The organism is Tritonibacter sp. SIMBA_163, assembly GCF_046535935.1.
GTDB classification, from domain to species: Bacteria; Pseudomonadota; Alphaproteobacteria; order Rhodobacterales; family Rhodobacteraceae; genus Epibacterium; species Epibacterium scottomollicae.
Genome location: NZ_JAWJBP010000005.1, coordinates 1 through 21,996, shown reverse-complemented (window position 1 = coordinate 21,996; position 21,996 = coordinate 1). Strand labels below are relative to the sequence as shown.

Sequence of the window (21,996 nt, the reverse complement as noted above, 5' to 3'; positions counted from 1 at the left end):
GGTTGCCCTGAAGGCCTCCCGGCTCCGTCGCGGATCAGTTTGCCTTGAAACCGTCGAGGATCGCCTGACCATCCTCACCCGCAGTGGCGAGCCAGTCCTCGGTCATTTTTGCACCGATCATTTCCAGTTCAGCCAGAAACTCCGGTCCGGCCTCAACGACATTCATGCCATTGGCCTCAAGCTGCTCAAAATACCAATTGGCCAGCTCCTCGGACTTGGCAGCACAGGCGGCGCCGGTCTCTGCGGCGGCTTTTTCGACCGAGGTTTGCACCTCGGCGTCAAGACCGTCCCAGACCTGTTTGTTCACCATCACGTAGTTGCGCGGCAGCCATGCGTTCACCTTGTAGTAGTGGCTGAGCTGTTCCCAGACCTTGCGATCATAGCCGGTGGCACCGGATGAAATGAACGCTTCCGCCACGCCGGTCGCAAGGGCTTGGGACAGTTCGGCGGCCTCGACCTGTACCGGGATCATTCCCAGCTCCTCCGCAAAGGTGGCCGTTGCGGTATTGTAGGAGCGGAATTTCACGCCCTGGGTGTCCTCGGAAGAGTTCACTTCCTTGTTGAAATAGAACCCCTGCCCCGGCCATGGGCAGGTATAGAGCGTGACCAGATTTTGATCGGCAAGCTGCGCGTTGACCTTGTCCTTGGCGATGGCCCAGAGTTTTTCATTGTCCGCATAGGATGTGGCAAGGAACGGCAGGTTGTCCCAGCCCAGCAAAGGCACCTCATTGGCGTGCGCAGACATGAAACGTTCGCCAATTGGGGCCTGCCCGGTCTGTACCGCACGCTTGATCTCGCCGCCTTTGAAGAGGGACCCGCCGGGATGCACGGTGATGTCGATCTCACCATCGGTGTACTCACGCACCTTGTCGGCAAAGACCACGCCCATCTCGGAATGGAAGTTCGAGGACGCATAGGCCATCGGCATATCCCATGTCTCGGCCTGCGCGGCGCCAGCGGCGATGACGACCGCAAAACCGGCAACGGTGGTCCTCAAAAGTGTCTTGTTCATAGGTTCGGTTCTCCCGTGTTGAATAGGTTTTTATCGTTATGTCTTGGCAAAGCGCATCGGATCAAAGGCGCTCACATCGGCATTGGGCCAATTGCCCGCAATCATGTCGGCCACCAGTCGGCCTGTCTTTGGGCCACCTGTCAACCCGATGTGGTGATGCCCGAAGGCGGTGTAGACCCCGCTGCCTCGCACCTCGCCAATCAGCGGCAGACTGTCCGTGGGCGCAGGCCGGAAGCCCAACCACTCTTCCTCGGTCGTATAATCGAGGTCGGGAAAGGTCCGCGCCACCGTGCGCCGCAGCATCTCGAGCGGTTTTCTGGATTTCACATCGCTCAAGCCGCCGAATTCGACAATGCCGGCACAGCGCAGACCCTGATCCATGGGCGTGGCGACAAATTTGCCTTCGGTCAGCATCATCGGATTGTTGGGACGCTGGCTCGGGTTCTTGAAGATGATGTGATAGCCGCGCTCCGCCTCCAGCGGCACCTCAAGCCCCAGTTTCTTCATCAAGGCGCCGGACCAGACCCCGGCGGAGAGAACCGCCTTATCGCACGCGAGGCGTCCCTGATCGGTCGCGACAGCAGTGATCTGGCCGCCCATGAGTTCAAAATCTTTGACCTCAGCCTGCAGAAAGCGCCCGCCCATCCCCTCAAACTGTGTCACCAGATCCTGCACATAGCTGCCCGGATTGAGGATGAAGCCGTGATCCTTGTTCACGGCCAGAAGGCGCATGTCCGGTGACAGGATCGGCTCGCGCTCCCGCACGGCGTCGCCTTCGATGATCTCTGGGACAAACCCGGCCTCGCGGCGCAAGGCCCATGTATAGGCATCCGCCTCAAACGCGGCCCGGTCGCGATAGACGAAATTATACTCGCTGTCCTGTATCCATTTCGCAGCGGGCATGCCGTCGGTCAGCGCTTTGTGTTGCTCGACACTGTCCCCCACGACGGTGGCCAGCCCTCTCGAAATCCGCCGGGTGTCTGCGTCATTGGCGTTTTTCAGATATTTGGCCAGCCAGGGCAGCAACCGCGGCAAATAAGACCAGCGCATGAAAAGCGGAAAGTTCGGATCGAACAGGTAACGTGGCCCTTTGGGGATCAGACCTGGCGTCGTGACCGGCACGATGGCGCTGCGTGCGAGGATACAGGCATTGCCATATGAGGCCCCCATGCCCGGCGCGCCTTTGTCCACCAGCGTCACCTCCAGCCCCGCCCGACGCAACCAGATGGCGCTGGCCGCGCCCACGATACCGGCGCCAACCACCACGATATGCTGAGTTCCCATGTCTCTACCCTATGTCCTGTTGCGGATCAGATTGTCGGGAACCACACATCATTTCAAATACAAATCATCCGCTCACCGATCACAGGAGATGATAGAGCCGACGCAGTGCCGCTTGCATCAAATCCGGGCGCTTCATGACATCCACCGCGCTCTTGGCCGGCCGGGCAATTCCATCGCGCGCTTTCTCACATGGGGTCAGGCCAGCTTGATGCATCGCAGGAAAGCGGCAGACCCTAGCGCCCTTTTATGGCAATGGTGAACCGGGTCCGCGCGCCTGCGGGGGGCGGCGGAAACGGGCCCGCCCGTCGTATTTGCTGCACCGCCAGCTGATCGAGCTCTGCAGATCCGGAACTCTTTGCCACCCGCACCGTGGTCAACTGCCCTCCGGCCCCGATGGAAAATGCTATATGCGCCACCCCGCGCGCCGAGGTTCGTGGTTTCCGCTGACGCGAAATCTTGCGCATGACTTGGCCCGGATAATTGGATGCAGCCGCATTGCCAGCATCCGTCGACTTGCCCGCGCGCGCACTGCTTGCCCGGGCAGCACGCTGATCTTCCGCCCCGCTTTCGGTTCCCGCCCTTGCGTTAGTGACACTGTTCCCGCGAGGCGCTGCAGTCGCCGGTTTTACAGCAGGCTTTTCAGGTTGTTTGGTCGCCTCCACCGGGGGCGGTGTCGGGCGCTCAGGGGGGCGCGGACCACTGTCGGGCGCAAGGTCTGACTGCGGGACCGCAGCAACCTTTGTCACCGGCACCGACGCCACCACAGAAACCGCATCGGTGGGGGATATCGACGTAGATGCAGGAGCCGAGAGTGTAGGCTGTTCGACAGCTGCGACCGCTTCGGGAACAGGCGTCACTGCGGTCACGTCCTGTGCAGGCGACGTCGGCGCGACTGTCGGTTGCGATGTGGTTTGCGTCGGCGGCACCGGCTCTGTGACCTGCTGGGTGTTAGGCAACGTCTCTGCCTCCACCGGCGATGCGCGGCCCTGCGCGAGATCGGCGAAGCTGCTGCCCAATGCCGCTGGCGCGACGCTGCCACCGCCCTCAATCTCGACAGAGGCCGCCCCCATATCCACGAGGAACGCCGCATGCGCCGCGAGCGCCACACAGACCGAAAGGCTGGCAATGAGTGGTGACCGAGGGATCATGGCATATTCCGTTCCGACAACAGCGAAATGCGGGAGGCCCCCAGTGCGCGCAGCTCCTTGGCGACACGCAACAGCTGCGCGGCAGGCAGGGCACGATCCGGAACAAGCCGCGCCGCAAAGTTCTCCTGCTCTTCCCACACGATGCGTACATAGGCCTCGGGCGAGGTCAGTTCCGCACCCCGAAAACTCAGACTGCCATCGGCGCGTATTACCAGCGCATCCGGCGGTGGGCTGGCCTCCAGATCGGAGGCTTCGACCAAACGCACGGCCGGATCCATCGATGGCGCCAGCGAGCCCGCAACCATGAAGAACACTAGCATCAGGAACACCACATTGATCAGGGCAATGGTCGGTTCACGATGGCTTTTGTTTGCGCGACGGCGTGACAGCATGGCCCTACCCCAGCACCGTCACGGCCAGTTTCGGCTGCTGACGCAGAACCGCCAGTACATCGACCAACCGCTGAGAGGTCACCGTGCCAGCCAGACTGACCAGTACTTGGGTTTCTTCGGCGTCACGGTCCGACCTCAGAACGATCAACCGCGCCTCTATCGCGTCAACCGCCACCACCTCACCGTTGAGGGAAATCTGGTCTGGCGTAAGTCTGAGAAACAGCGAGCGTGTCTCGCCCGATGTGCCCTGCCCGGCCTCCGCTGCCATCAGGTCAACGGTGCCGAACCGGGAAAATGTCGACGACAGCATAAAGAACAGCAGCAACAGAAAAATCACGTCGATCAGCGAGGTCATCGACAACCGCCGCGCATGCCGTTTGCTCAGTCGCAGTGCCATCAGGCCGCCTCGCGCGGGGTGTGCTGTGCCACGCAGTCTGCATCCGGGGCGAAGGCCTGCCGCAGCGCCGTGTTGGCAAAGACGCGGTCCCGTTCAACCGCGCCGCTGAGCCAGCCGTGGACAGCCGCCACCGGCATCGCAACCGCAAGCCCCGCCGCAGTGGTCAGCAGTGCGACCCAGATGCCACCTGCAAGCACAGTGGGATCCACCGAGGTGCCCGCAGATTGCAGCCCCTGAAACGCCTCGATCATGCCCAGCACCGTGCCAAACAGGCCAATGAGGGGCGCGAGCTGTGCGACCATATCGAGAAAGCCCAGTCCGGTCTCAAGCCGCAGGAACAGTGCTTCGGCCTCTGCATCGCAGCGATCAGACACTGCAGAGGCATCATCAGCCGTAGTTCCACGCAACGCCCGTTTCACCGGCGCGACAAGGTAGCTTTGCGAGTCTGACAAGAGTGCCTCCGCAGTTTTGCAGTCGCCACGCTCATAGGCCGCGAGAGCCAGTTTGACGCGACGATGCCGCCCCACACCTGCGCGGCGGAACTGCCAGAATTTATAAAGCACCGTCGCCGCACTCACCACGGACAGGGCCAGCAGGAGGACAACCACGGGTCCACCGATCGCGACCACCTCCGCGAGCGACCCCAGCAGGCCAGACCAGACATCAGACAGCTGCATCATCCCAGAAGCTCCACGTCGGTGCGGCTTTTGAGGTCTAGCCCCTTTTCGCAGAGTGCATTGCCGCCATCCGCAATGCAGCTGCTGGCACCATTGATCAGAACCCGGCCCACATCGGCGCAGGCAATATCGGGCAGATCGAACTGCCGGACCCGCGGACGCCCCGCTGGCAGATCGCGAAAATCAAACAGGGTGAAGGTCATCACGCCTCCGGACTGGTCGAAGAGGACGGTCTCGTAGACCGCCTCCTCGATATCCGTGGCGTGGGTGTTCTGCGCGAGAAAAGACAAGCGACACGCGCTGCCTTGATCCTGAAGCGCGTTCAGTTCGATCTGAACACCCGACTGTGGCGGGGTATCCTCCGCCCCGGCTGCAGCTGCCCCCCCGAGGGAGGAAAGGACAGCTGCCGCAAGAGCAAAGGCATGGACCTGGCTCGGATTAGTCATGACATCTACTCCTTTAGAAGGCTGCAGCCAGAGAGAGCTTGATATTGCGGCCAGACGCGGCACGGGTCGCCAGATGCGGCGTGTACTGCTTGTCAAAGATGTTCTCGACGCCCAGACGCAGCTCCGCCTCTTTCAGGAACCCGGTGTCGATGGCGTAGGTGGCGCGCAGATTGTGGACCGCATAGCCGGGCGTGCTGCGGATGTCCTTGGTCAGCACTGCTTCCCACGACAGATCCAGCGTGTCGTTGAACTTCTTACCGACAGTGAGGCCAAGGCTGTTGGCGGGCATGCGGGTATAGTCGGCGGTGGTGCCGTCCACATAGGACCACTCGCCACTGGACATATTCGCATTCATGTCCACGTAGGCGCCGGAGCCATGACTGTAGGACGCCTCGATCTCCACACCCTCGGTGTTTACACGGTCAACGCTCGCGTAGTCGGTGCCCGACGTGTAGTCCCATAGCCGGGTCTGCCAGAGGTTCACCTTCGCCCGCAGCGTGTCATCACCGCTGAAAACCCCGACCTTAGTGTAGGAGCCGCCCAGTTCATAGGTCACGGCCTTCTCGCTCTGGGTCATGTATGTTGCGTAGGTGGCATAGTCGAAATCATCGAGGATCGGCAGGCCAGCGGTATAAGCCACCGAGCCGAACACGGCAAAACCACTGTCAAAGGCGTAGCGTGCGGAGATCCCGCCCATCAACTCGCTGTTGTCGAAGCTTTCGCCTGCGGTGACATAGCTGCCGTCCGAGCTGGACCTGATGTCCTGTGTCTCGTAGCGCATCGCCGGGGTCAGGCTGAACCCATTGCCAAAGTCGATCTCGTCGATCGCAAACAGCGCAAACCGCTTGTCAGTACCGCCCGGCGCGGAGGAGGCATCGAGACGTTCCTTGTGGATGATCTCCCCGCCTGCCCGCAGATTGTGCTCCGCACCAAAGGCATTGAACAGCGAGGTATTTTTCACCGTCAGCTTGGTGGTCTCATACCGATGGTCGGCGTTGAGCAAGGCAGAGCCGGTGCTGCCGACCTCATCCTGTTCGATATACTGATCAGCGTAGGACAGGGTCGCGGTCAGGTCGACCAGATCGTTGCCCAGCGGGTTGTAGGCATATTGCAGACTGGTTGTTGTGGTCTCGGTATAGCGGTCCACATTGCCAAACGGGATGCTGGCGAAGGCGTCATAGGGCACGTCCTTCTCATCCGAGGTCGTCTGCGAATGCGAGAACGTCAGCGACTGGTTGGCGTTGTCGCCAAAGCTGTACCGCCCCTTCACCAGATAGGATGGCAGCTCGTAGCCGGTGTTGGCCACCTCGTTGCCATCGCCATCGGTATAGTTGCCCTGCTCGCGGTAGGTGTAGTTCAGCAGGAATTCCAGGTTCTCGGTCGGCTGCCAGCCAAGAATGGTGGAGCTGACGCGGGTGTTGGCGTTGCCGTAATACTCAAACGTTTGCCGACCGGAGAGGCCGATCTCGCCCTCGGTCAGATCAGCGGCGTCAATGGTCTGCAGGTTCACCACCCCACCGATCACGCCCGAGCCATACTCGTAGGACCCCACGGTGCCGCGGATCACCGAAACCTCGCGGAACAAAGCCGGATCGGTATAGAGCTGAGTGCCGATGCGATAGAGTTCTTCGGACCCCATCGTCGCGCCATCAAGCTGGATCTGAACCTTCTGGTTCGACCCGTAGGTGCCATCGGCACCATAGCCGCGAATGTTGATCCCCGCGCCGGTGGGCGTGCCAGCGTTCACCAGCGTCACGCCGGGAACGGAATCGATAAGTTCGGCAACACTTCCTGCCTGACGGTCCTGAATCTCCTCGGCGTTGATAACGGTTTCCGGCGTCGCGGTATCGGTTTGAACATCGCGCTTGTTGTTGCCAAGCACGAGCAGGCCGAGGAACCCGTCACCGTCATCCAGATCCTGTGCCGCACTGACGGTTGCAGTCACGGCCAGCGCCATGCCTGATGCAGAGCACAACAGTGCCCGGCGCATTTTGTTGATTTTCATGTCGTCCCCATAGGTCTGATGCAAGTCGATACCGCATGCTCGCCTTGGGGCTGGCTTGGTGTCTGGCGCGTTGAGTGGCCCGATTATTCTCTGTCATCAAGCCTTCGCACTTGCGGCGCCTAATTTAATTTATTAATTCTGTCAAGAAATATCCCGATGCGCATATGACTCTCTCGCACCGGATGTCAGCCTGATCGCCCCATCCCATGGGCGCACGCCAGCAGTATCCCCAGACACAAGAATCGAGGACCCTGATGGATCAGGACAGACCCACTTCGGCAGAAGACATTCGCACTCTGCGCGCCGAGAAAGCCTCTCTGCGCGCACGGGATTTCTGCGACACCTACGGCTTGGCAGAGGCGCAGCTTGTTGCGGCCTATACTGGCCACGGATCGACACGACTGACGGCACATCCTGATGAGCTGATGCCACGCATCGAACGACTGGGCGAAGTGATGGCGCTGACGCGGAACGCCTCCTGCGTGCATGAGCGCGTTGGCACCTATGGCAACTACAAAAGCGGCCCGCATGCGGCGATGATCCTGCAACCGGAGATCGACCTGCGGCTATTCCCATCCCATTGGGTCAGCGCCTTTGCGGTGGAGACCGAGACCGACGCGGGCGTAAAACGCTCGATCCAGGTCTTTGATGCGGCGGGCGATGCGGTGCACAAGATCCACCTGCGTGACACCTCAAACCACGCGACCTGGGCAGAAGTCATCGCCGAACTGGCCAATGGCGACAGCTCCGACACGCTGGAGGTCGCGCCCCGCAAGCCGGCCGAGACCCCGAAGGTCAACCATGACAAGCTGGACCTGCTGCGCAGCGAATGGTCCAAGATGACCGACACCCATCAGTTCCTGCGCCTGACCTCGAAGCTGAAGATGAACCGTCTGGGCGCCTATCGCCACGTCGGCGCGCCCTATGTTGATCGCCTCGACACCGGCGCCGTGGACGCGGCCCTGCAGGCGCTGGCGGGCAGCGGCACCGAGGTGATGCTGTTTGTCGGCAACCGCGGCTGCATCCAGATCCACGGCGGTGCAATCGAAACGCTGAAGGCGATGGGCCCGTGGCAAAACGTGATGGATCCGCGCTTCAACCTGCATCTGCGGTTGGACCATATTGCCGAGGTCTATGCGGTCAGCAAACCGACCCAGCGCGGCCCCGCCCTGTCGCTGGAGGCCTTTGATGCCGAGGGGGGCATCATCCTGCAGATCTTTGGCCGCCGCACCGAAGAACTCGACAGCCGCCCGGCGTGGCAGGAGATCCTCTCCGCCCTGCCCCGCAGTCAGGAAGAGGAGCTGGTCTGATGCGTCGTACGCTCCTCGCCGCCAGCCTGTCCGCCCTGCTCTGCTCTTCCCTCGCCGCACAGGCTGCGGATCGGGTGTTGTCCATCGGCGGCTCCGTCACTGAGATCATCTACGCATTGGGCGCCGGTGATCGACTGATTGCCCGGGACACCACCTCCACCTACCCAGAGGCTGCCAATGACCTGCCGGACGTCGGCTACATCCGCGCCCTGTCGCCCGAAGGGGTGCTGTCGGTGGACCCGGACCTTATCATCTCAGAAGCTGGCGCTGGCCCGGTGGAAACGCTGGAGGTGTTGACCCGTGCAGAAATTCCTTTTGTCGAAGTGCCCGATGGGTTTGATGGCGCGGGCATCCTCGCAAAGGTCGCAGCCGTTGGCACCGCGCTCGAGCTGGAAGAGGAAGCCGCCGATCTTGCCGAAGGCCTGAGCACCGGGCTGGACGCGGTTGCCGCAAAGACTGCATCGCTGCCGGAAACGGAGCGTAAACGCGTGTTGTTTATCCTTTCCACCCGCGGTGGGCGCATCATGGCCTCAGGCACGCATACAGCCGCTGATGGCATCATCCGGATGGCGGGTGGCATCAACGCGCTGAGCGATTTCGAGGGCTACAAGCTGATGACCGATGAGGCCGTATCCCGGGCAGCCCCAGAGGTTATTCTGATGATGGATCGGGGCGGCGATCATGGTGCACCCGATGCCGAATTGCTTGCCTTGCCTGCCATTGTCACCACCCCGGCGGCCAAGACCAAATCCGTTGTGCGGATGAATGGCCTCTATCTGCTAGGGTTCGGCCCACGCACAGCCGACGCCGCGATGGATCTCGCCCGCGCACTTTATGAGGGGTTGTGATCCATGGTCGCGTTAAGTGAAACCAGCCCTCACAGCCTCACAGACCAGGCACGCCCCCTTGACCGCCGCATCTTGGCGCGACGGCTTAGCGTCCTTCTGGTTGGCCTGCTCGCCATCGCCGTTGTGATCAACCTCGCGCTGGGGGCTTCAGACATCTCGCTATGGGGGGCGCTTGGCAAGCTTCTCTCGGGCGAGGAGCTGACGACGCTGGAGCGCGTGGTCCTCTGGGACATTCGCCTGCCTCGGATCATCCTCTGCGTCTTGGTGGGCGCGGCGCTGGCGGTTTCGGGCGCGGTGATGCAGGGATTGTTTCGCAACCCTCTGGCGGACCCCGGACTGGTGGGCGTCGGGGCCGGAGCGGGACTGGGGGCGATCATCTCCATCGTTCTCGGCGGGCTTTTGCCCGTTGGGCTGCAAAGCCTTTTTGGCAGCTATGTCACGCCCGTCGCAGCCTTTGTCGGTGGCTGGGGCAGCACTCTGGTCCTGTACAGAGTGTCCACGAGGGGCGGGCGCACTTCGGTTGCGACCATGTTGCTGGCTGGGATTGCCCTCGGGGCTCTGGCGGGCGCAGTTTCGGGTATCCTTGTCTACATGGCGGACGATCAGCAACTGCGTGACCTGACGTTCTGGTCAATGGGGTCGCTGGCGGGCGCGACATGGGAAAAATCCATGATCGCCGGTCCCGTGATCCTGCTGGCCATCGCGGGCTCAACCTGGCTGGCGCATGGTTTGAACTGCCTCGCACTGGGAGAAGCGGCGGCAGCGCATATGGGGATACCAGTCCAGCGCATGAAGAATGCTGCCATCTTCTCGGTGGCGGCGGCCACGGGTGTCGCGGTTGCTGCAACCGGAGGCATTGGCTTTGTCGGCATCGTGGTGCCGCATGTGCTGCGCCTGGCGACAGGGCCGGATCACGGCACATTGCTCCCGAATGCAGCACTGCTGGGCGGAGCACTACTGTTGGGTGCAGACCTGATCAGCCGCACAATCATCGCGCCGGCGGAACTGCCCATCGGCATTGTCACGGCCGTCCTAGGGGCGCCGGTGTTCTTATGGATCCTGCTGAAGCGTCGGGGGCTGGTGGATCAATGACCATGCACGCAGATCACATCAGCCTGACCATCGGCAAGAAGCAGATCCTCGACGACGTGTGCTTCACCGCACGCCCCGGAGAGGTCTCTGCCATCGTCGGCCCAAACGGATCCGGCAAGTCCACCCTGCTGAAAGCCATGGTGGGAGAGTTGCCCTGCGATGGCGACCTCACCCTGAACGGGCGCAGTTTGCAGGGCTATAAACCGTGGGAACTCTCAAGTCTACGCGGGGTCCTGCCACAAGCAACGACGCTGGCCTTTCCCTTTACCGTTCTGGAGGTTGTGCGCCTCGGCCTTGCCGCCGGGATCGACGCCAACCACCCTGATCGCCCGTTTGAAGCGCTCGCCCGGGTGGACCTCGACGGCTATGCCGGGCGCCTCTATCAGGAGCTTTCCGGCGGAGAGCAGCAACGCGTTCAGCTTGCCCGCGTCCTGGCGCAAGTTGGCCAACCCCGGCGTGATGGTCATCCGTGCTGGCTGTTTCTCGACGAACCGGTCTCCAGTCTGGATATCGCACATCAGCTGACGGTGATGGATCTGGCGCGGGAGTTTGCGCAGGGCGGAGGCGGGGTGATTGCAGTGATGCACGACCTCAACCTGACCGCAATGTATGCCGACCATGTGCATGTCATGGCCGCGGGACACACCGCAGGTGCTGGCCCGGTTGCCGAGGTCCTCACCGACGCGCGGCTGTCAGATGTTTACGGCTGCCCCCTGCGCACCGGGATCGTGCCGCCAGATGTGGGCGTATTTGTCCTGCCACAAACCGCAAGAACATGATCTAAACGCCCTGACACCGATGCCAAAGGCCCGCGCTTCACCACAGCGGGCCTTTGGTTTTTCGAATACCCAAGACCGCGCACCGTAATCAAGCCGACGCAACCTGGGACACGGTATCGGGCCCTGCCATCACCGAAGCCATGCAGCGCAGCAGATGCTGCTTGTTGATCGGCTTGGACAGGAAGGAATTCATGCCAGCCGCCGCGCAGGCCTCCCTGTCGCTGGCAAAGGCATTGGCGGTCAGCGCCACTATGGGTGGTTGAAAGCTCTGCTCGTTGCGGATCAAGCGCGTGGCCGTGAGCCCATCCATCACGGGCATGGACATGTCCATCAGCACCACATCCGGCTGACAACTCGCGCAGAGCTCAACCGCCTCCAGCCCGTTCTGTGCCTCGATCAATTCAACCGACAGGTCAGAGAGATATTTGCGGATCAACAGACGATTTGTGCGATTGTCCTCCGCCAGGAGAACCTTGCTGCCGCGAATGCGGTCCAGATCGGGTTCCAACCTGGCCGCGGGTGCCTCCAGCTCGCCCACCGGCGGTTTGCACTGGACATAGAGTGAAAAGCAGCTGCCCTCGCCCGGCGTAGAGCACACGGTGATGTCGCCCCCCATCTGACTGGCCAGATGGCGGGAAATCGTAAGACCGAGCCCGGTACCACCAAACGCACGCGTCGTCGCTGCATCCGCTTGTGAGAACCGCTCAAAAATATTCCGCAACTGAAGTTGCGACAGCCCAATACCGGTATCGTCGACATCAATGGTCAACGCATAGGGGTTGCCCTTGGCACGCATCACGCGGACATCGATCCGGCCGGAAGAGGTGAATTTGACGGCGTTCCCGACAAGGTTCACGAGGATTTGCCGCAACCGACCATCGTCCGTGCGCACCCGGTCCGGCAGGTCGGGCGCATAGTCGACGTTCAGCAAAAGCCCCTTGTCCTGCGCAACAGGCCGCAACAAGTCGACCGCGCTTTCGACACATGTTTCAAGGTTGAAATCCACATCTGTCAGCGACAGCTTACCCGACTCGAGACGAGACAAATCAAGGATATCATTGATAATCTTCAGAAGCGCCTTGGACGACGTGCGAATGACCTGCACGTATTGCTCTTCCTCTTCCGGCAGATCGGACTCCGACAGGAGATCAGCCATCCCGATGATACCGTTCATGGGCGTGCGGATTTCATGGCTCATGTTCGCAAGGAACTCGGACTTGGCGCGGTCTGCCTTTTCGGCGGCCAGCTTTGCATCGGCAAGCTCTGCCGCATTGCGTTTGGAGGCAGTGACATCGCGTTCGATCCCGATCACCATGCGCAGTTCGCCAGTTTCATCCTGCACCGGCACAAGGTTTGTATCGACCCAGATTTTCTCGCCCGACTTGGTATAGTTCAGGATTTGCCGGTGTAGACGCTCACCGCGCGCGATATGTTCGGCGATCTCCCGAACCGTGGTCAGGTCGGTCTCCGCCCCGTTCAAAAGATCGCCCGGCCGCTGCCCCTTTGCCTCTTCGATGCTGTAGCCGGTCATTCGGGTAAAGGCGGCATTGACCCAAAAGATACAGCCGTCAGCTCCGGAAAGAATGATGCTGTCGGAGGCATTCTGAGCCACGGTCGACAGTTGCTCCAGCTCCACCTGCTTGTGCTGCAACTCCTGTTCGCGCGTGCGCAGTATCTTGATCGCGCTGCGCCGGATAGCGGACAACCGGCAGGCCATATAGGTGGGAACGATGATCAGAACGCCGGCCGTGAGCAGGATCAAGCGCATAGGCCACAGATTGTGCGGCTCACTGGACCAGCCACCGCGCGGGGTCGCTGCCATTTGCCAGGTTCCCGTCGGCAGGGCGATATCCATCAGAACGGCATCGCGCTCAAAAATCGCCTCATCTCCGTAAAAGACGTCGCCTTGCTCTCCCATGCCATCACGTCCAGCCAAGGCGATATCGAGTGTCGCGCTTGCGTCTGTCAGTCCGGCATCCGCATAGACAATCTGGGCATCCACAACCGTTGAAACGATGCCCCAGAATCGCCGTTCCTCGCCTTCATCGACAAAGATCGGAAAACGACCGATGAACCCGCGCCCCCCCTGAACCAGCTCGACAGGGCCTGCCAGCACCACATTGTCAATGTCGCGCGCACGCAGTGCGGCTTCTCTTTGGGCATCGTTTTGATTGTAGTCCAAGCCGAGGGCGGCCTTGTTGCGTTCATAAGGATAGACCATCGTCACCACGAGATCTGGCGCAACCGCGATGTTCAGGATTTCTGGCATGTCGCCGACGGCGATGGAGGCGATCTCGCTGAAACGCTCCTGTGACATGGTCCGATCAAGCGCCAGAACGGCCACCAGTCCCTTGATCAGCTGGAGGTCGGCATTCAGATGCCCTTCAAGACGAGATCGGATCAAACCGGCCTCGCTCTGCACATCCGCGCGCAGGCTCTGTTGGTGGATCGTCCGGTTCTGTTGCTCTGCGAAAATCAGCGCGACAATGACCACAAGCAAAGCGATCAATGTTGGCAGATAGGTCCGGTTCACCACAGCCAAACCGGCTACTCGGCCCCAATGGCGCACCGCTTATGCCTCCGTGTCATAACAGGATCCTCAACAAGATGACTGGCTACATTGTCGCAGCTAAAACTTCCCGGATCGTTAACCCACAATCATTCCGGCGCCAGCCCTGAGGACATGCGACTCTTTGAAAGATTGAAATCTATTGAGCAGGAAACGCAAGAGGTTGATCGGCATCACGCGCAACTGGGGCGCAACGCCATGCCAATGCAATCCTAGACCGCGCGGGCGTTCACTGATCCCGGAGGACGCAATGACGCCCGATCGGAAGCATCATCGGCGCACCTGAGACCGGGTCGGAAACGACCTGACACTTCAGCCCGAACACCCGGCCAACCATTTGCGGCGTCAGCACATCAGACGGGTGCCCCATTGCTTCAAGCCGACCGGCCACCATCGCCGCGAGCCAATCGCAATAGCGCGCAGCTAGGTTCAGATCGTGCAACACCATGACGATGGTCGTGCCGCGCGTGCGATTGAGATCCACGAGAAGGTCAAGAACCTCAATCTGGTGATTGATATCGAGAAACGTTGTCGGCTCGTCCAGCAGCAATATGCCGGTTTCCTGCGCAAGTGCCATCGCGATCCAGACCCGCTGGCGCTGCCCTCCAGACAGTTCGTCAACATCGCGGTCCGCAAGGGCGGCAATGCCCATGGCCTCCAGCGCCGTGGCGACGGCAGCGTCATCCTCCGCCGACCACCTTGCCCATAACCCCTGATGCGGGTGGCGCCCACGGCCAACCAGGTCGAGCACCGAAATACCGTCCGGCGCAACCGGGCTTTGTGGCAACAGACCCATAGCACGTGCCAATTCCTTTGGCGGCATGCGGTGAATCGATGCACCGTCAAGCAGCACTTCGCCTTTGGAAGGTCGCAGCAGGCGCGACAGGCTACGCAACAAGGTGGATTTGCCACAGGCGTTTGCACCGACAATTGCCGTGATCTGCCCCTCCGGCACGGTAAAATCCAGCCCCTCGAGTACGGCGCGGTCGCCGTATCGGGTCTCCAGTCCGGTCGCGATCAGGGATTTCCGTCTCAGATGCTGGTTCAAGACAGCGCTCCTTTGCGGTGCATGCGAATGAGAAGATAGAGCAGATAGGGTGCCCCCAATGCGCCGGTGACAATCCCGACCGGATAACGCGACGGCAAGAGAAACTGCCCGGCATAATCGGCAGCGAGCACAAGCACGGCACCCGTCAGCGCAGACGTTATCAAGAGCGGGCCACTGGCGCGTGTCATCCGCGAGGCAATCGGGCGAGACAGGAACGCAACAAAGGCGATCGGACCACAGACGGCGGTGGCGACCGCGATCACCCCTACCGCCGACAGAACGACAAGCAAGCGGGTGCGCGCCACTGAGACCCCAATGGCCGCTGCGGCCTCATCCCCCATTTGGAGCGCACCGAGCGCCCGCCCCTGCAGCAGAAGCATGCCGCCGCAAATCCCCAGTGTTACGATCACCGGCACCGCTTGCATCAGTGTCGCGCCGTTCAAGGTGCCGGTCAGCCAGCGCAGGGCTTCTTCCAGGCTCCAGGCCGGGGCTTTGGACAGCGTGTAGGCGGTGACACTCTGCAGCATCGCCGCAACGCCGATCCCGATCAGGATAAGCCGCCCGCCTGCCACGCCATCGCGCCACGCCAGCAGGTAGATCACCATGGCGACCACAAGCGCGGCCAGCACGGCAAACACAGAGACCAGCCCGCCGGATGCTCCGAAAAAGACGATGGCAAAGACCGCTGCGGCCCCCGCTCCGGCGGAAATTCCGATGATATCAGGACTGGCAAGCGGATTTCGCAATAAGACCTGGAACGCCGCCCCGGCAAGGCCGAAGCTGAGGCCGCCAACCGCCCCGAGAACCGCCCGTGGCAGGCGCAGTTCACGCACCGTGAACCCGACTCCTGGAACCTCATGCCCCCATAGCACCCGGATCACATCAAGCGGCGCAGTCACGGATTGCCCGATGGCCAGCGTAACACATACCAACGCCATCAAAAGCGCGCCCAGCAGCACGCAAAGGCTGCGCAGCTCTCGGCGACGGCGGTCGCGCTGCAGGCGGATGCTCTGGATCAATGGCGCAGGCGCTGCGAGGGTTTTCATAGCTCACGTATTCTCTTGCGACGCACGATCGCAATGAAGACCGGCGCGCCGACAAAGGCGGTGACAACGCCAGCTTCCAGCTCTCCCGGGCGGGCCAGGAAACGGCCCAGCACATCCGCCAGTGTAAGCAGGACTGCGCCACCCAGAGCGCTGAGCGGCAACAGCAGACGGTGATCGACGCCCGCAATCAATCGGCAGGCATGCGGGACCACAAGACCGACAAACCCGATCGGCCCGCAGATCGCCGTGGCTGCGGCACAGAGAAGAACTGCCCCCAGCGCCGCCATGAAACGCAGCCGGGCCACCCGTGTTCCAAGCACCGCTGCGGCCTCATCCCCAAGCGCAAGCATATTGAGCCCGCGCGCGCTGAGAAGCGACAGGAGCAGGCCCACGCCAAAGAAGGGCAACATCGGGCGGATCGCCTCGAAGGTGGCACCGCCCACACCGCCGATCTGCCAAAGCTGAATTCCCCCGGCAATATCCCCGCGCGGCAGGATGATCGCGAGTGTCAGAGATGCGAGCGCGACCGATGTGGCGGCACCCGCCAACGCAAGCTTCAACGGGGTTGCCCCCCCGCGACCAAGGCTGCCAACCGCATAGACAAAGATCGCGGCAATTGCTGCGCCTGCGCTTGCCACCCAGAGGAAGCCAGTCAGCGACTGCATGTTGAACCACGCGACCGCAATCACAACAGCCATCGCCGCGCCGGCGTTGACGCCAAGAATGCCCGGATCGGCAAGCGGGTTCCGGGTAAGCCCCTGCATGACCGCTCCGGAAACGCCCAGCGCCGCCCCGGCCAGCGCCGCAAGGAGCGTTCGCGGCAAACGCATCTGAACAACGGCCTGCCCCAACGTCTCGTTCCGCCCACTCAGACCACCCAGGACGTCGCCCCAGCTCACGTCTCGAGCGCCGTAGCCCAATGACAGAAATGCCGAAACGCACAGCAGCGCCAGCAGCAGAGGGACCGCCCCCATCGCGCCGAGGTAGCGGCGAGACGAGGGCGGTGCGGGTGCGTTTCGCCCCGTGCAGCCAGTGGTCGCTTCCTCGGCGGTCGATGTCATTCGGCGTTCCGCGCAGCCTCAGCGAGGCGGGCAACATAGGTCTCGAGAACCCAGTCGATGGCCAGCGGCGTCGGGTTGGCTCCGGTTCCCATCGGGTCATTGGCCATCAGCACCAGCGCATCATTCTCGATCACCGGCATGCGCGCGGTCAGGGGATTGTTCCTCAGGCTCTCCAAGAGGTCCTGCCCGCCGTAGGTCACGGCAATGTCGACGTCGGTGAAACTGTCGATCCGCTCCACGCTGATCTCGCCCGAGTATCGTCCCGCCTCAGTCGCATCGCGCACGCTTTGGGGGGAAATCATGCCGAGGTCTTCAAAGAACTGCACCCGCAGATCATTGGCCGAATAGAATCGAATGACGCTCAGATCACGTGCCCGCAGATGCGTGATGAACATCGCGCGTTTTCCGGCGATTTCCGGGTATTTGGCGGTGATCGCTGCGATCTTGTCCTCGACTTCGGCGACAAGTGCCTCCCCTTCCTGCGCCATTCCCATAGCGGTGGAATTGAGGCGGATCACCTCACGCCAGCTGGTGGCCCAGGGCCCGACGCTATAGGCGACCACCGGAGCGATCTTGCTCAGAGTATCGTAGTCGGACTGGCTGATGCCGGAATAGGCGGCGAGGATCAGATCGGGTTCGGTGGCGGCGACGGCTTCGAAGTCAATGCCATCGCCCTCGTCGAACAGCGGCGGCATGTCCGCATCCAGTTCGGCAAGCCTCTCTTCGACCCAAGGGAAGACACCATTGTCGTCGTCATCCCCGAAGTTGACCTTGGCAAAGCCCACGGGCACCACCCCAAGCGCCAATGGGACTTCGTGATTGCTCCAGCCGATCGCCGCGATACGGGTGGGTTTCTGCGTCACGACCGTGGTGCCCAGCGCGTGTTCCACAACGACAGGGAAGGTCTGCGCAGCGAAGCTGGCGTCCTCCTGTGCCATGGCCGGGACGGCGCCAATAGCCGCGAGCGCTGCAAAGGCCAGCAGGACGCCGGAACGCCCCTGTTTCATACAACGACGGAACAGCTGAGACATCATGAACCTCCTCGACGCCAATGATCTCCATTGCCATTTCGAGTTTCACGATGCCCCTCACCGGTCAACCGAAGCAGGCAGGAAAATCAGGGCCAAACCGCCACCAAGGCGGAAACAACCAGATAAACTGACCAAAAAAGTCGGTTTTTACAATACGCGCCACCCTCCCGGCGGATAGGCAGCGGCGCGAACATACGCCCGGCCACAGCCACGCAACCACTTTCCCTCGGGTGAGTGCCGCCAGTCCCCCGTGTGCTCTGTTCCCCTCGCCCGGTGGTCCTGGCTCTTGGACCATCAAACGAAGCCTCAGAAACAGAAAAACAATAACCAAATGGGACCTCTAGGATGACCCTTGAAACGCCAAACATCAAAGGCCGACGCCTGCGCGCCTTGATGGCAGGTTGCACGGCCCTGATCGCCGTTCCGAGCCTTGCCATCGCGCAAGCCGATGACGAATTGATCGTGCTTGAACCGATCACGGTTCAAGCTCAGGACGACACGCAAACGCTGGTGGCAAGCGAAGTGACCTCCGGCTCCGGGCTTGCGACGGATGTGATGGACACCTCCGCCACAGTCTCGGTCGTAACCGCACGCGAAATCCAACAGCGCGGCGCCCAGACGATCGAGCAGGTGCTGAACTATACTGCAAGCGTGGTGACCGACTACTACGGCGCAGACAGTCGTTTCGACTACTTTAGAATCCGTGGTTTTGATGCCTACACCTATCGGGACGGGTTGAGGGTCGGCGCCTCCTTCGGTGGGCTGCGCGAAGAGCCCTATGCGTTTGAACGGGTCGAGGTCGTGAAGGGCGGCAACTCCACCACCTTTGGCGTGTCGGATCCCGGTGGGTCGGTGAACTTTGTCACCAAGACGCCAAAACAGGGTCGCCACGGCGAGGCCTATTTGTCGTTCGGCTCATTCAACAGCAAAGAAGTCGGGTTTGACTTCGGCGACGATCTGAATGCGGATGGGACCCTCTCCTATCGTCTGGTTGGCCTGGTGCGCGACGCAGATGCCGAATGGGATTTTTCGCGTGATGACGAGACCTACCTGGGCGCAAGCATTGCCTGGCGTCCAACTGCGATGACCAGCCTCGTCTTTGCGGTGGATCGGCTGCACCGGGATGGCGTCCCGGGCGGTGGCGGCCATCCAATGGACACGGACTATGACGCCAGCCGCTATTTTGGCGAGCCTGATTTCAACTATCGTGGCGTTGATCGCACCACGGCCTCCCTCATGTTCAATCATGAGTTCGACAACGGGCTACAGCTGGGTGTATCCGCGCGCTACACCGACAGCGCCTCCGACTACGGCTATGTCTATCTTGATGACCGCAGGAACATCGCGCCCGGCGCCAATGTGGTGGATCGTTTTCTGTTCGCCAACGATTCATCCGGCGATGACTTTGTCATAAATGCAAATCTTCAGTATGATGCCAGCTTTGGCGCCATCGACAGCCGCACGCTGGTCGGTATCGAATATTCCGACAGTAGCGACTACAATACCGCCTGGTGGTCCGCCGTCGACCCGATCGACCACACCAATTTCGCCTATACAGGCGGCGGCTATGACCTCGACAGTATCGCGCCCTACCAGGTGCGCCGTACAGATCAGACCACCAAAAGCGTATATCTGCAGGAAGAGCTGACCTTCAACGAGCAATGGATCGCCAACTTCGGCCTGCGCTACGACGAAGGTGAAACCACGCAGACCAACCTGCAGACCGGCGCCACGTCCAGCGGCGACTACGGCGAGACAACCCTGCGGGCGGGTCTCCTTTACAAGGTCGCGCCGGACCTGTCCGTCTACGGCAGCTATTCTGAATCCGTGGTCCCGGCCGGCCTTACTGTTGAACCGGAACGCGGTCGTCAGCTGGAGGCAGGCGTCAAATACCGTCCGGCCGGTGGGCGTGCCTTGCTGTCCGCCTCGATCTACGATCTGACCAAACACAACATGACGGTCACGAACCCGACCACCATGATGGATGAGACCATCGGCGAATCCAGCGTGCGCGGTCTCGATCTCGAAGCGAAGGTTGACCTCTACCGGAACTTCTCGATCATTGCAGGCTACTCGCACCTGGATTCCGAAATCGTCGATGACGGTGACGGCGGCAATGAAGGCAATGCACTGCAGTTTGTTCCCAGCAATGTCGGCTCGCTCTGGGTGAACTACACGCTGGAGGGCGCTGGCAATCGGGGCGACATGGTGTTCGGGCTTGGTGCGCGCTACACAGGCACAATGTGGTACGACAATGCCAACACACGCGAGGGAGACTCCTTCACAGTGGTCGATGCCTCGTTCTCCTACGACATCCGAGAGAATACCAACCTTCGCCTCAACGTCACCAACCTGTTTGACAAGAAACACGTTTCAGGTGGCATCGGCGCTAACTGGTATTCACCCGCACGTACCATCAGCGCCACCCTGACCCGTACCTGGTAAACGCTGCTTTGCTTCAGTCCGGCCCTGTCATGGGGCCGGGCTACACACCTTCGCGATCATTCAACAGCCGCCGCCAGCTTGCTGGCGTATGTCCGGAGACATCCCGAAACACCTTGGTGAAATGGGACTGGTCCGAAAACCCGAGCCGTGCCGCCACGTCTGCAACGCTCAAATCCGTATCTCTCAGCAACCGTTGTGCGTTGCTCACCCGCCGGTTCTTCTGCCACCTGACAGGTGTCAGACCAGTGGTGCTCTTGAAGACATGCGAGAACCAGCTTTCCGACAGGCCGACCAATTGCGCCATCTCAGAGATCGACATGCGCTGCCCACCGCGCTGGTCAAATCCCTGTCGCAGCTTTCGCATCTGGTGCGCAGTCAATCGCCCGGCACTGGGTTTTGCCTTGGACAGCGCCGGAGAGAGCGCTGCAATCACCATCGCGCAGGACAGGCTTTCAAAGTAGAATTCATCATGCGCCGGATCGGAAATCTCCGACATCAACAGATGCGCAAGGGCCTCGACCTGAGGAGAGCCTTCGGTGCTGATTGTGCGGCTGAACATGTCATCAACCACATGCTCCCCCAGCGAGGGCGTCAACAATTGACGCAACCAGGCCGCTTCGAAATGCAGGTCCAGATGGCGAAATTCATGCGCCTTGCTAAAATAGCTGCTCAGTGACTGCCCCGCCGGAACGAACAGAGCCGTCGACAGCGACTGGCCACTCCGCGCTGCAGTGTCGTGACCCTCACTGATGCGCACGCAGGACATGTCATCGAGAAAGATCATCAATCGGGGCACATCCGACCAATACGACCCATGGGCCCCCACATCACTTCTGGCCTCCCAGTGTATCCCCAGCATCCGCGCACAGCGTCGCCAACGGGCCGGAACCGTGACCTCAATCCCTTCGGTCTTTCCTTCGAAATTTTGCAGCAACCCCACCGCGGTCTCTCCACGCTCTGTCCAGATTGTCTGATGGCGAGGCTGTACCAGGGGCTCGAAACCGATTGCTATCGATCAAACCGCCCTCTGGGCATGGCGGGCTTTCAGGTAGATTTGATCCGCTGAATACATCTCACCAATGCAACTGTCCATCGGCCACCCGGCATTCATGCCGCCGACGCATCGCAAGGCAGACTACCCGCAGATATGCGCCCGCCTGACACGCGGGCAAAACGCGCCGTTCATTAGCTTCGTTCAGCGGAGAACGTCTGAGAAGACGCCCGGACCCTGTTCAAGCAAACCCAACCACTTCGGTCTGTTGCCGCGGCTCAAGCGCAAAAAGAGTGTTTTCACAGTTTTCAGCTAGTGGTGATGGGGGCTCTGTTGCGCAAATCAGGTTTTGAGCTGGCTTCCCCTTTCCCCAGACGGACTTATCCTACGGGCTCTGTGATGGGTATGCCAAGAG

Annotated in this window: 19 protein-coding genes; 5 read left to right on the top strand and 14 right to left on the bottom strand. The window is 61.2% G+C overall.

Annotation, left to right across the window (positions count from 1 at the left end; all coding sequences use genetic code 11):
• Positions 1-34 precede the first annotated feature (34 nt).
• The 8 genes from R0J92_RS10370 to R0J92_RS10335 form a co-directional block, all read right to left on the bottom strand.
• Positions 35-1,012, bottom strand: a complete 978-nt coding sequence (locus R0J92_RS10370; RefSeq protein WP_411051621.1) for a TRAP transporter substrate-binding protein — start codon at positions 1,010-1,012, stop codon at positions 35-37.
• 36 nt (positions 1,013-1,048) lie between these two features.
• Positions 1,049-2,296 carry an NAD(P)/FAD-dependent oxidoreductase gene (locus tag R0J92_RS10365; RefSeq protein WP_411051620.1) on the bottom strand — a complete coding sequence of 416 codons (1,248 nt, stop codon included), beginning with the start codon at positions 2,294-2,296 and terminating at the stop codon, positions 1,049-1,051.
• 233 nt (positions 2,297-2,529) lie between these two features.
• Complete coding sequence (locus R0J92_RS10360; protein WP_411051619.1) at positions 2,530-3,444, bottom strand: TonB family protein; 915 nt, start codon at positions 3,442-3,444, stop codon at positions 2,530-2,532.
• The gene (locus R0J92_RS10355; RefSeq protein ID WP_317385348.1) at positions 3,441-3,836 is read right to left on the bottom strand and encodes an ExbD/TolR family protein; all 396 of its coding nucleotides are present in this window, start codon (positions 3,834-3,836) and stop codon (positions 3,441-3,443) included. The genes R0J92_RS10360 and R0J92_RS10355 overlap by 4 nt, the downstream gene beginning before the upstream one ends.
• A gap of 4 nt (positions 3,837-3,840) precedes the next feature.
• Positions 3,841-4,233 (bottom strand): ExbD/TolR family protein, encoded by a 393-nt coding sequence (locus tag R0J92_RS10350; protein ID WP_411051618.1) that lies wholly within the window; start codon positions 4,231-4,233, stop codon positions 3,841-3,843.
• Entirely contained in the window at positions 4,233-4,913 is a 681-nt protein-coding gene (locus tag R0J92_RS10345; protein WP_411051617.1) for a MotA/TolQ/ExbB proton channel family protein, read from the bottom strand. Before R0J92_RS10345 ends, R0J92_RS10350 begins: the two co-directional genes overlap by 1 nt.
• On the bottom strand, positions 4,910-5,356 hold the full coding sequence (locus R0J92_RS10340) for a hypothetical protein (protein ID WP_411051616.1): 447 nt from the start codon (positions 5,354-5,356) through the stop codon (positions 4,910-4,912). Before R0J92_RS10340 ends, R0J92_RS10345 begins: the two co-directional genes overlap by 4 nt.
• Before the next feature lie 13 nt (positions 5,357-5,369).
• Positions 5,370-7,361, bottom strand: coding sequence for a TonB-dependent receptor domain-containing protein (locus R0J92_RS10335; RefSeq protein WP_411051615.1), 1,992 nt, complete (start codon positions 7,359-7,361; stop codon positions 5,370-5,372).
• A gap of 254 nt (positions 7,362-7,615) precedes the next feature.
• Between R0J92_RS10335 and R0J92_RS10330 the strand changes: the two genes are divergently transcribed.
• From R0J92_RS10330 to R0J92_RS10315, 4 genes are read left to right on the top strand one after another with little or no spacing between them, the layout of a single operon-like run.
• The gene (locus R0J92_RS10330) at positions 7,616-8,671 is read left to right on the top strand and encodes a hemin-degrading factor (protein ID WP_411051614.1); all 1,056 of its coding nucleotides are present in this window, start codon (positions 7,616-7,618) and stop codon (positions 8,669-8,671) included.
• The gene (locus R0J92_RS10325) at positions 8,671-9,519 is read left to right on the top strand and encodes a hemin ABC transporter substrate-binding protein (protein WP_411051613.1); all 849 of its coding nucleotides are present in this window, start codon (positions 8,671-8,673) and stop codon (positions 9,517-9,519) included. Before R0J92_RS10330 ends, R0J92_RS10325 begins: the two co-directional genes overlap by 1 nt.
• Before the next feature lie 3 nt (positions 9,520-9,522).
• Positions 9,523-10,611, top strand: coding sequence for a FecCD family ABC transporter permease (locus tag R0J92_RS10320; protein WP_411051612.1), 1,089 nt, complete (start codon positions 9,523-9,525; stop codon positions 10,609-10,611).
• Positions 10,572-11,390 (top strand): heme ABC transporter ATP-binding protein, encoded by an 819-nt coding sequence (locus tag R0J92_RS10315; RefSeq protein WP_411051611.1) that lies wholly within the window; start codon positions 10,572-10,574, stop codon positions 11,388-11,390. The genes R0J92_RS10320 and R0J92_RS10315 overlap by 40 nt, the downstream gene beginning before the upstream one ends.
• Positions 11,391-11,478: 88 nt before the next feature.
• On the opposite strand, the gene R0J92_RS10310 is transcribed toward R0J92_RS10315, so the two are convergent.
• The 5 genes from R0J92_RS10310 to R0J92_RS10290 all read right to left on the bottom strand — a co-directional run bounded on the left by R0J92_RS10310 (position 11,479) and on the right by R0J92_RS10290 (position 18,148).
• Entirely contained in the window at positions 11,479-13,959 is a 2,481-nt protein-coding gene (locus R0J92_RS10310; RefSeq protein ID WP_411051610.1) for an ATP-binding protein, read from the bottom strand.
• 229 nt (positions 13,960-14,188) lie between these two features.
• The gene (locus R0J92_RS10305; protein ID WP_411051609.1) at positions 14,189-15,007 is read right to left on the bottom strand and encodes an ABC transporter ATP-binding protein; all 819 of its coding nucleotides are present in this window, start codon (positions 15,005-15,007) and stop codon (positions 14,189-14,191) included.
• Entirely contained in the window at positions 15,004-16,053 is a 1,050-nt protein-coding gene (locus R0J92_RS10300; protein WP_411051608.1) for a FecCD family ABC transporter permease, read from the bottom strand. The genes R0J92_RS10305 and R0J92_RS10300 overlap by 4 nt, the downstream gene beginning before the upstream one ends.
• Positions 16,050-17,027, bottom strand: a complete 978-nt coding sequence (locus tag R0J92_RS10295; protein ID WP_411051760.1) for a FecCD family ABC transporter permease — start codon at positions 17,025-17,027, stop codon at positions 16,050-16,052. The genes R0J92_RS10300 and R0J92_RS10295 overlap by 4 nt, the downstream gene beginning before the upstream one ends.
• An 83-nt stretch (positions 17,028-17,110) precedes the next feature.
• Positions 17,111-18,148 (bottom strand): iron-siderophore ABC transporter substrate-binding protein, encoded by a 1,038-nt coding sequence (locus tag R0J92_RS10290; protein WP_411051607.1) that lies wholly within the window; start codon positions 18,146-18,148, stop codon positions 17,111-17,113.
• A 342-nt stretch (positions 18,149-18,490) separates the two neighbouring features.
• On the opposite strand from R0J92_RS10290, the gene R0J92_RS10285 reads away from it, so the two are divergent.
• On the top strand, positions 18,491-20,590 hold the full coding sequence (locus tag R0J92_RS10285; RefSeq protein WP_411051606.1) for a TonB-dependent siderophore receptor: 2,100 nt from the start codon (positions 18,491-18,493) through the stop codon (positions 20,588-20,590).
• A 40-nt stretch (positions 20,591-20,630) separates the two neighbouring features.
• Here the strand turns inward: R0J92_RS10285 and R0J92_RS10280 are convergent, their stop codons facing one another.
• Positions 20,631-21,530 (bottom strand): helix-turn-helix domain-containing protein, encoded by a 900-nt coding sequence (locus tag R0J92_RS10280; protein ID WP_411051605.1) that lies wholly within the window; start codon positions 21,528-21,530, stop codon positions 20,631-20,633.
• Between the last annotated feature and the right edge of the window lie 466 nt (positions 21,531-21,996).

Bases quoted from the DNA above. Each gene is read 5' to 3' on its own strand.
- R0J92_RS10370 (WP_411051621.1), bottom strand. From the start codon at position 1,012: ATGAACAAGACACTTTTGAGGACCACCGTTGCCGGTTTTGCGGTCGTC.
- R0J92_RS10365 (WP_411051620.1), bottom strand. From the start codon at position 2,296: ATGGGAACTCAGCATATCGTGGTGGTTGGCGCCGGTATCGTGGGCGCG.
- R0J92_RS10360 (WP_411051619.1), bottom strand. From the start codon at position 3,444: ATGATCCCTCGGTCACCACTCATTGCCAGCCTTTCGGTCTGTGTGGCG.
- R0J92_RS10355 (WP_317385348.1), bottom strand. From the start codon at position 3,836: ATGCTGTCACGCCGTCGCGCAAACAAAAGCCATCGTGAACCGACCATT.
- R0J92_RS10350 (WP_411051618.1), bottom strand. From the start codon at position 4,233: ATGGCACTGCGACTGAGCAAACGGCATGCGCGGCGGTTGTCGATGACC.
- R0J92_RS10345 (WP_411051617.1), bottom strand. From the start codon at position 4,913: ATGATGCAGCTGTCTGATGTCTGGTCTGGCCTGCTGGGGTCGCTCGCG.
- R0J92_RS10340 (WP_411051616.1), bottom strand. From the start codon at position 5,356: ATGACTAATCCGAGCCAGGTCCATGCCTTTGCTCTTGCGGCAGCTGTC.
- R0J92_RS10335 (WP_411051615.1), bottom strand. From the start codon at position 7,361: ATGAAAATCAACAAAATGCGCCGGGCACTGTTGTGCTCTGCATCAGGC.
- R0J92_RS10330 (WP_411051614.1), top strand. From the start codon at position 7,616: ATGGATCAGGACAGACCCACTTCGGCAGAAGACATTCGCACTCTGCGC.
- R0J92_RS10325 (WP_411051613.1), top strand. From the start codon at position 8,671: ATGCGTCGTACGCTCCTCGCCGCCAGCCTGTCCGCCCTGCTCTGCTCT.
- R0J92_RS10320 (WP_411051612.1), top strand. From the start codon at position 9,523: ATGGTCGCGTTAAGTGAAACCAGCCCTCACAGCCTCACAGACCAGGCA.
- R0J92_RS10315 (WP_411051611.1), top strand. From the start codon at position 10,572: ATGGATCCTGCTGAAGCGTCGGGGGCTGGTGGATCAATGACCATGCAC.
- R0J92_RS10300 (WP_411051608.1), bottom strand. From the start codon at position 16,053: ATGAAAACCCTCGCAGCGCCTGCGCCATTGATCCAGAGCATCCGCCTG.
- R0J92_RS10295 (WP_411051760.1), bottom strand. From the start codon at position 17,027: ATGGGGGCGGTCCCTCTGCTGCTGGCGCTGCTGTGCGTTTCGGCATTT.
- R0J92_RS10290 (WP_411051607.1), bottom strand. From the start codon at position 18,148: ATGATGTCTCAGCTGTTCCGTCGTTGTATGAAACAGGGGCGTTCCGGC.
- R0J92_RS10285 (WP_411051606.1), top strand. From the start codon at position 18,491: ATGACCCTTGAAACGCCAAACATCAAAGGCCGACGCCTGCGCGCCTTG.